Below are 8,257 nucleotides of genomic sequence, written 5' to 3' on the forward strand. Positions count from 1 at the left end.
GCGCGTTTCCGGGGGCGGGCGCAGCGGCGACCCGCCCACTGGATGGCAAGACCATCCTCATTACCGGCGCGGCCTCCGGCTTCGGCCGTCTGGGGGCGGAGCATTATGCCCGTCTCGGCGCGCGCGTCTTCGCCGCGATGCGCGGCCTGCCGCGTCCCGAAGCCGCCGAACTGAAAAAGCTTGCCGCAGACGAAAGCCTCGCCATCGAGGTCGTCGGGATCGATGTGATGTCAGACGACAGCGTCAAGGCCGGTGTCGCCGCCGTGCTGGAAAACACCGGCGGCACGCTCGACGTGCTGATCAATAATGCCGGCATCGGCCTCGGCGGGCCGATGGAAGTGCAGGACATGGAGGCGACGAAGCTGCTCTTCGAAACCAATGTCTTCGGCGCCCACCGCATGTCGCTCGCCGTATTGCCGGCCATGCGCGCGGCAAAGAGCGGTCAGATCTTCCAGATCTCGTCTCAGCTCGGCCGCGTCATCGCGCCAGGCCTGGGCCATTACTCGCCGACCAAGTTTGCCCTCGAGGCGCTCAGCGAAGGCATGGCCTATGAACTCGCGGCCCACGGCATCGAGGTCACGATCATCCAGCCGGGCGGCTATCCGACCTCCATCTGGACCAAGAGCGGTGCGCGCGCCGAAGCGCTTCTCGCCCGCACATCCAAGGACGTGCTGGACGCTTATCCGGAAATCACCGCCGGCATGCGCGAAACCCGCACCGGCGGCACCACCAATCCAATGGACGTCCCGAATGCGATTGCTGAAATCATCCAGATGCCGCGTGGCACACGGCCCCTGCGCCGCGCGGTCCACCCCGGCCCGAAGCCGCAGGAGGCCATCAACGAGGTTTCCCGCCAGACCCAACTCGCCATGCTCGGCGCCTCGCCCTTCGGGCCGTGGGTCAGGGACGTGCTGGACTGAAACATATCCGCAGGCGGTCGATATCAGAGAAGGATGGTGCCTTTGCCGTCCTTCTCCATCGCGCGGATGTAAGACGGATATTCCCGCATCTGTTTCAGGAAGCGGAATGCGTTCGGGAAATCCTTCTCTGTCATCCCGCCCCGGTGGGCGCAGAGTTCCATCGAATAGCCCATCACGATATCGGCTGCCGTCAGCGTCTCGCCGGCAAACCATTTCGATTTGCCCAGCGCCGTCTCGATCTCGCGCAACAGCGCGGCCAGTCTCGGCCCGAAGAAGGCCTTGTCCAGCGCCCCGACCAGCGACTTCGCCACCGGCCGCGCCAGGAAAGGTGCGCGCGCCGTCAGCGCCATCATCACGAACTTGTTGGTCAGCAGCGGTTGGAGGCTGCCCTGCGCGGTGTGGAACCAGAAGAGATAGGCCGCCCGGTTCGCCGCGCCGGGGGCAGGGCGCAGCCGCCCGTCATCGTGCCGGTCCAGGATGTAATCGGCGATTGCGTTCGTCTCGGCCAGCGTCACATCCCCGTCAGTGATCACCGGCGCCGTGCCCAGCGGTGACACCGCCTTGTAAGCCGCCGGCGCCAGCCGCGTCTGCGCATCGCGGTCATACAGCTTCACCTGATAGCGCGCTCCAAGCTCCTCCAGCAGCCATAGGATCCGTATGGATTGCGATTTTTCCAGATGGTGCAGTGTGATCATCGAACGCTCTCCCGCCGCAACCGCGGCAGGAACAAGCTAGAGCGCACCGCCCCCATCGGCCAGTGCTGCCCGTGAGAAAGGGGGGCGGGCGCCCTAGGGGGTTCCGATCACCTCTTTCAGGAACAGCGTCTCGGCTTCGCGTTGGGCCTCGATATTACCTTTCTTCCGGAAGCCGTGGCCCTCGTCCATCGCCATCAGGAACCAGGCTTTCACGCCGCTGGCCGTCATCGCGCTGAGGATCTGCTCGGACTCAGTGTAGGGCACGCGCGGATCGTTATAGCCCTGGATGATGAACAACGGCTGGGTGATCTTCGAGGCATTCTTCAGCGGCGAGATTTCGTCAAAGAAAGCGGCAATCGCCGGGTCGCGCTCGTCGCCATACTCTTCCCGGCGCAGGTCCACGCGGTAGCCTTCGGTATTCTCCAGGAAGGTCTTGAAGTCCGAGATGCCGACAATGTCGACGCCCGCCGCCAGACGGTCCGGATAATCGATCAACGCGGCGAGCACCATATAGCCGCCATACGAACCGCCGTGCACGACTATCTTGCCGGCATCAAGATCCGGCTGCGCGCCGATCCAGTCCAGAAGTGCGCCGATATCCTCAACCGATTTCTTCCGGTTCACGCCATTGTCCAGAGACACATAGGTCTTTCCGTACCCGGACGATCCGCGCACGTTAGGCACCACCACGGCGAGCCCGAGCTCGTTCGCCCAATACTGGAAAGTCGAGTTGAAGCCGGGGCGCGACTGGCTCTCCGGCCCGCCATGGATGGAAATGATCACAGGATGCGGCCCCGGCCCTTCCGGCTTGTAGATGAAGGCCGGAATGTCCATGCCGTCTGCATTCGGATAATCGAGCATCACCGGTGTGATGAAGCTCTCCGGCGCAAGGCCGCCCGTCTCGGCCTCGGTCCAGCGTGTCAGGTTCAGCGTCGCGAGGTCAAATGACCAGGCATCCGCCGGGCTCGTGGCGCCGTTGAAGGTGAAGCCAACCTGCGCCCCGCTCGGCGAGACGACGAGCCCGCCCGCAATCCCCACCGGCAGCGTCGGCCCCGGCCGCACCAGCCCGCTCGCCACATCCAGCAGCCGGATCGTGCCCAGCCCGCCCTCGTTCAGCGTGAACACCACCGTCTTCTCGTCCGGCGACAGCACCCAGTCGGACACGCCCCAGCCGAGATTGGCCGTATAGTTCATCATCGTCCCGTCCGGCGCGATGCGCACGAGGTTCTGGAACTCGCTATCCTTGTCGGTGACCGTTAGCAGCGAGCCGTCCGCCAGCAGCGCCGCACCCGAATAGGCCACATCGTCGCCCGCGTTGAACTCGGTCAGCGCGCCGGTCGCCACGTCGAGGCTGTAGATATGGCTCTTGGCGATCGACCTGTAGCGCTGCAGCACCAGCGTCTTGCCGTCAGCAGACCAGTCGACCGGCCCGATTGCGCCATCGCCCTCCAGCGCCACGCGCACGCTTGCGGGGTTGGCCGGATCGCCGATCAGGATGTCATTATTCGGGTCGCCCGCATTGGTGCGTGCCCAGGCCACAAATGCTCCGTTATCGGACCAAAGGCCGCTGCCATTGCGTGAGCCTGGATCGGAAAACTGTGTGATCGTTGCGTCCTTCAGGTCGAAGCGGTAGGACTGGTAATACTCGTCGCCGCCCCTGTCCTTGCCGAACAGGAACGCGCCGCCTCCCGGGCTCACATCGGCGGCGTTCACCGGCTCGTTATAGAAGGTCAGCTGGCGCCGCGCCCCGCCCGGAAAGCGCACTTCGTGGATCTGGTTCACATCTGCAAACCGCGTCGACACCAGGATGCCGCCTTCTCCCGTCCAGTCCTGGAAAGAATGCCCCCGCACATTGTTGTAGCGGGCGATCCGCTCCTTCACCTCCGCTGGCGTCTCCGGCACGCCCTCCATCACGAGGTTGCCCTTCGTCGTGCGCAGGCTCGCCGTTGCGGCCGCATCCGTCAGAGCCGGGGCCGCGCCGGTCTGGGCGCAGGCCACCAGCGCCAGCGCCGAAAGACCGAACAGGCCGGACCGGAACGTTGACCTAAGGGAAAATGTTCGCATCACGTGCGTCTCCTCGCAGTTTTTTGACATCACAGACTTTTTAGGGCGTTTGGCGCCGAGGTCACGTTCTTTTCAGTCACGGGCTTCACAGGTCTGCATCGTTCGGGATCTAACGGCCGCACCAGAACCGAAATCCGCTGAAGGAAACTCCCGTATGAGCCTGCACCGCGCCGCCCTCGCTGCCGCCTTCGGGCTCTTCCTTATCACCGGCTGCAAGACGCCCGAGCCCGCGCCCGAAGCGTCCGCCCGCGTGGCGGCTCCCGAAGCCCCAGCCCAGAGCGTCCTCCTGATCGGCCTAGACGGCCTCGGCCCCTCGCTCATCCGGGACTGGCCCTCGCCCAACCTCAAAGCGCTCGCCGCGCGCGGCGTGCAGGCCGAGGCGATGTACCCCGTCATGCCCAGCGTTACTTTCGTGAACTTCTACGCCCTCGCCACCGGCCTCTATCCCGAAAACCACGGCATGGTGACGAACTATCCGTATGACCCGCCCACCGGAAAAATCTTCGATGTCGCCACCGGCCCGCAGGAAGAGATGTGGTGGGAAGGCGAACCCATCTGGATCACTGCCGAGAAACAGGGTCTGCCCACCGCCATCATGTTCTGGCTCGGCTCCGAAGTCGCCCATGACGGCGTGCGCCCCACCGTCTGGACACCTTACCAGCACAACAAGCCCTATCAGGACCGCGTCGACGAAGTCCTCGCCTGGTATGACGCGCCCGAAGCGGCCCGCCCGCGCTTCGCCTCCATCTATTTCGACCGCGTCGACACCGCCGCCCACTATACCGGCCCCCGCTCCGAGGAGACGAAGGAAGCGCTCGCCGAAGTCGATGGGTATGTCGGCCAGCTCGTTGAGGGTCTCAAATCACGCGGCCTCCTGGACTCCATCAACATCATCATCGTTTCCGACCACGGCATGGCCTGGATCGAGCAGGAACAGGTCATCGAAGTCGGCCAGTTCATCGACCTCACCAAACTCACCGTCCCCCAATTCACCGGCAAGTATGGCGGTTCCGCGCAGACCTTCATCCAGATCTACGGCGAAGGCGAGGCCCTCGAGACCGCCTACGAAGGCCTGAAAACCATCAGCGAACACATCCATGTCTACCGCGCCGGCGAGATGCCCGCGCACTACCACATGGATCACCCCACGCGCGGCCCCGCACTCCTCGCCGTCGCCGATCCCGGCTGGACCATGCGCACCGCCTATGTCGGCGGCTGGAGTGTCCCCATCCCCGGCAACCACGGCTACGACAACTACGCCCCCGAAATGAACGCCACCTTCATCGCCGCCGGCCCCAGCTTCCCGGACGGCATGGTCACGCCCCCCTTTGAAAACGTCAACGTCTACGCAATGATGGCGTGTGCGCTCGGCGTCGCCCCCGCGAAGACGGACGGCGATCCAGAAGTGGTGGAGCAGGTCACGGGCGGGCGTTGTCCGGCCCCTGACAAATAAGGCCTCAACCGACAAACAACCTCACGCTCATCCAGGCGAAGTCGAAAGATGGCCAAGTAAACCCGCATGGTCGAAAGCCGCCCCGGTGACTGTCAACCGGGACAAGCTTCGCTGGAAAATCTGATGCGTCCTGTCAGGGTAGATGCAAATTGGGATCAGGCGTTTCGCGTCAGCCCTCACCGCTTTCGTTTCCTATTGGGGGTGAGCTGCCTCGCAATATCAATCAGCCCGTGCCTCGTTTCATTCAGGCCCTTCGTCGCGGGCAAACCGTCGCGGATGAGTTGTTTGCAGGATTGGTGTCGCTGACCGCGGTACCTGCGGCTTGCCCGCCACCCGGGCGCGAGCCCGACGATCCACTCAGTATGCTAAAGCCGCTGGGTTCGGCTCGCCTGCGCCGCGGCGTGCTTGGTCGGCGTCCTTGACTCCGGAAAATGAAGATGAGCCGCCGCTCAAGGGGTGCGCTGTCGATTTGGCCGGACCGTCAATACGCGATACCCCCTCGTATGCTTCAACCGCCAATCAAATGCCCATCGCGCCGAAAGCGCATGTTCTGACATAGCCGGTCGATTTTGAGGCCGGCGTCATGCAGCAGGTGTTCGATGACACAGGAATGGATGTGAACGCCAAGGCCTGCGAAGCAATTGAGCCTGTGTACCGGCAATTCGATGCTGGGCTGCTGAAAGACGATCGTGCCAGAATGTCCCTCGCTTCTGTTTAGCTTTCTGATTTGCCATCTCAGGAATACCGCGCCTCAACCTTCTCCCCTGCCACGCCCGCCTTTACTGCCTCCAGCGCCGCCGCCAGATCCACCAGATACCCCTCTGCCACTTCCGCATGCTTCGGCGACAGCATCAGGTGCAGGCTCTTCGGCTCTGCCGTGAACGATGTGAACCACCCCTTCGCCCGCATTGCGCTGTATAGCGCCAGCGCGTCCGCCTCCGGATGCCGGAACGCAACCAGCCCCAGCATCGGCCGCCCGAGCACTTCAAAGCCGAGCGCCCGCACGCCCGCCTCGATTCGCTCGCGCGTCGCACACACCAGCCCCTGCTTCTCACGGTAGCCGCCAACGCCCAGTACATTCATCACCGCCCAGGCCGCCGAGATCGCGCCGCCCGGCCGTGTGCCCGCCAGCGTCGGCGTCTTCATCGGCGCGCCGCTCCAGTCGCGCATCGAGAAGGGCATGTGCTTGTAAAGCGCCACCGACCTGAACAGCACCATCGAGGCGCCCTTCGCGCAATAGCCATACTTGTGCAGGTCCGCGCTCATCGAGCGCACCGCTGGCACTTCGAAGTCAAACGGCGGCACATCCACCCCGTTCATCCGCGCAAACGGCGCAAAATACCCGCCTACACAGGCATCCACGTGCAACCAGACATCCCTCGCCGCCGCGACCTCGCCCAGCGCCGCGATCGGGTCGATGATCCCATGCGGAAAATTCGGCGCCGACCCGATCATCATGATCGTGCCATCGTCCACCGCCGCCGCCATCGCGGCGGGGTCGGCCTCATAACTGCCATCGGCCTTAAGCGGCACATTGCGCACCTCCACATCCATGAGGTGCGCCGCCTTGTGGAAGGCGAGGTGGCCGGAGCGGGGGATCACGATATTGAGCCCCGACTTCGCTCCGCGCTTCGCCCGCGCAAAATCCCTCGCCGTCTTGATCGCCATGGTAATCGAATCAGTGCCGCCCGAGGTCATCGCCCCCGCCGCGCCGTCTGGTGCGTGCAGCAGGCCAAGCGCCATGGAGATCACTTCGGCTTCCATCTTCGCCAGTGACGGGAAGGCGAGGGGGCCAAGCCCGTTCTCCGCCATGAACAGGCCGTAAGCTTCGTGCTGGATATGATGAATGTCCTCGCCGGCGTTAAACACGTAAACGGCCGTCTTCCCGCCGCGCCAGTCCACATCCCCGCCGCCCCGCGCGGTCATTTCGGCGCGCACTGTCTCCCAGTCCTGTCCCTCAAGCGGCATCTTCATCCTGCGTCTCCTTGCGCACCGCCTTCAGCCTATGCCGCCCTTGCCGATCTGGCCAGCCTGTGTCCGGAAAGCGCGCGAGCAGAAAATAAATGCTCGCGTGTTGCGCTAAGGCCGTTGCGGGCGTGCGCCGGTCTGCGTAATTTACATTTCGCTAACCCAAAAACTCCTGACACAAAGAGCGCGCGCAAGATGACGGACTACATCGGATACGAAGCGCTGACCCAGGCCGCCATGCGCGGCGTTGTGCGCGAGGCCCTGCGCCGCGCGAAAACCAATGGCGGCGTGCCCGGTGACCACCACTTCTACATCTCCTTTCGCACCCGCGCGCCGGGTGTGAAAATCGCCGACCATCTGGTCCAGCGGTTCCCGGAAGAAATGACCATCGTCGTCCAGCACCAGTACTGGGACCTCGAAGTCCACGACGGTCACTTTGAAATCGTGCTGAAATTTTCCGGCGTGCCGCAGCACCTGTCGATCCCGCTTGCTGCAATCACGCGCTTCGTCGACCCCTCGGTGAATTTCGGCCTAACCTTTGAAACACGCGGCCGCGATGCCGGCGTTATCGCCCCGGCGAAAGAGGCCGCACTCGAAGAGGCCCCCAAGCCGCCCGCCGAAACGGTCGTCAATCTCGACGCCTACCGCCGCAAGTAAGGCGGTTCGGTTTTGACCGAGGACACCAAGCCCCGCGTCTCCGACGCTGACATGCTGGCGCGTTTCCAGAACTCGAAGAAACGCCCGCCCTGTTCGGACACGCTCGGCATGCGCCTCGCCGCCCTCAGCCAGGACGAGCAATGGGTGCGCATGGAATTTGAAGTGCCCCAGATCTTCGCCAATCCTACCGGCGCCGTGCAGGGCGGCTTCATCTCCGCCATGATGGACGAAGCGATGAGCACTGCCGTCATCATCGCCTCCAATGTCACGATGACCGCGCCGACGCTGGAAATGAAAACCAGCTACCTCAAACGCCTGATGCCCGGCCCCGCAAGCGTCACCGCCCGCATCCTGAAGCTCGGCAAATCCGCAGCCTTCATGGAAGCCGACTGCTTCGACCCCGCCGGCGACCTCGTCGCCCGCGCCACCGCTACGGCGATCCCGATGCCGTTCAAGCGGCTCTGACGTCCCTCCAGATTCCCGCGCCCTTCCTGTTGCCC

The 8,257-nt window shown here is 64.0% G+C and carries 8 protein-coding genes; 5 read left to right on the forward strand and 3 right to left on the reverse strand.

Translation table 11 applies throughout. The features are described 5' to 3' along the window. Positions 1–920, forward strand: a 920-nt coding sequence (locus WEA77_RS01535) for an SDR family oxidoreductase (RefSeq protein WP_368066112.1), incomplete at its 5' end; no start/stop codon positions are given. A gap of 23 nt (positions 921–943) precedes the next feature. Here WEA77_RS01535 and WEA77_RS01540 read toward each other — a convergent pair. Both WEA77_RS01540 and WEA77_RS01545 read right to left on the reverse strand, forming a co-directional pair. Further along, entirely contained in the window at positions 944–1,615 is a 672-nt protein-coding gene (locus WEA77_RS01540) for a glutathione S-transferase family protein (RefSeq protein WP_368066113.1), read from the reverse strand. A 93-nt stretch (positions 1,616–1,708) separates the two neighbouring features. Then, positions 1,709–3,679, reverse strand: a complete 1,971-nt coding sequence (locus WEA77_RS01545; RefSeq protein ID WP_368066114.1) for an alpha/beta fold hydrolase — start codon at positions 3,677–3,679, stop codon at positions 1,709–1,711. A gap of 154 nt (positions 3,680–3,833) precedes the next feature. Between WEA77_RS01545 and WEA77_RS01550 the strand changes: the two genes are divergently transcribed. Then, entirely contained in the window at positions 3,834–5,132 is a 1,299-nt protein-coding gene (locus WEA77_RS01550; RefSeq protein WP_368066115.1) for an ectonucleotide pyrophosphatase/phosphodiesterase, read from the forward strand. A gap of 583 nt (positions 5,133–5,715) precedes the next feature. Continuing rightward, complete coding sequence (locus WEA77_RS01555; protein WP_368066116.1) at positions 5,716–5,850, forward strand: hypothetical protein; 135 nt, start codon at positions 5,716–5,718, stop codon at positions 5,848–5,850. 17 nt (positions 5,851–5,867) lie between these two features. Here the strand turns inward: WEA77_RS01555 and WEA77_RS01560 are convergent, their stop codons facing one another. Then, on the reverse strand, positions 5,868–7,106 hold the full coding sequence (locus WEA77_RS01560) for an aspartate aminotransferase family protein (protein ID WP_368066117.1): 1,239 nt from the start codon (positions 7,104–7,106) through the stop codon (positions 5,868–5,870). A 189-nt stretch (positions 7,107–7,295) separates the two neighbouring features. On the opposite strand from WEA77_RS01560, the gene WEA77_RS01565 reads away from it, so the two are divergent. Together WEA77_RS01565 and WEA77_RS01570 are read left to right on the forward strand one after the other, a co-directional pair. Continuing rightward, complete coding sequence (locus WEA77_RS01565) at positions 7,296–7,757, forward strand: SspB family protein (protein WP_368066118.1); 462 nt, start codon at positions 7,296–7,298, stop codon at positions 7,755–7,757. A gap of 12 nt (positions 7,758–7,769) precedes the next feature. Further along, positions 7,770–8,222, forward strand: coding sequence for a PaaI family thioesterase (locus tag WEA77_RS01570; RefSeq protein ID WP_368066119.1), 453 nt, complete (start codon positions 7,770–7,772; stop codon positions 8,220–8,222). The last annotated feature ends 35 nt before the right edge of the window (positions 8,223–8,257 follow it).

It is taken from the genome of Hyphomonas sp. (genome assembly GCF_040882205.1).
GTDB lineage: Bacteria > Pseudomonadota > Alphaproteobacteria > Caulobacterales > Hyphomonadaceae > Hyphomonas.